At 27.0% G+C, this 571-nt stretch carries 1 protein-coding gene; it reads right to left on the bottom strand.

The window, feature by feature from the left end; translation table 11 throughout:
- Positions 1-528, bottom strand: a 528-nt coding sequence (locus L8V79_RS08155) for a type VI secretion system baseplate subunit TssG (protein WP_263703203.1), incomplete at its 3' end; no start/stop codon positions are given.
- Positions 529-571 lie beyond the last annotated feature (43 nt).

Below are 571 nucleotides of genomic sequence, written 5' to 3'. Positions count from 1 at the left end.
GATATTTAATTGATTTTGTAAATTAAAAGTGATTTGTAAAATTCTTTCAATATAACTTTTAGGTCTTCTTAAACTTAGTAATAACGGTGCAAAAGGCAGATATCTCTTTGCAATTTTTGTGTCATTGATACCTAACATAGAAAATAGTATTTTAGAAATTCTATCGCTGAAGTTAATATCAAAACTTTTTGGATAATTGTTAAGAGTGGTAATTTCAAAAAAAATCCAAAGAAGATAGTGATTGAAGAAATCAAAAAATAAACTCCATCCATCCCCGCCATCCTCATTCCTAGAGAGCTTGTCTAGTATATAAGAAGGGAGTTGTGATGTATTACCTTGTAGACCCATAAAATTAATCATAATTTCAATGGGAAAATCACTAATATTTTTATTGAATTTTACATATTCGATTTCTTTGTTAGGATGCATTAGAGCATTATTTACCCTTAGAAAAATATCTTCTTTGGGATGATCTTTTAATAATTTTTTAAGAAGTTTATAAAAGGTATAAGAGTTTGCATTGTTCATAATATAGGTTTAATTCCTTTTTTAAAAGGATAGTGTATAGTCG

This window comes from Campylobacter sp. IFREMER_LSEM_CL2194 (assembly GCF_025771685.1).
In the GTDB taxonomy this organism is placed as follows: domain Bacteria; phylum Campylobacterota; class Campylobacteria; order Campylobacterales; family Campylobacteraceae; genus Campylobacter_D.
This window is presented reverse-complemented; position numbering and strand designations above follow the sequence as displayed.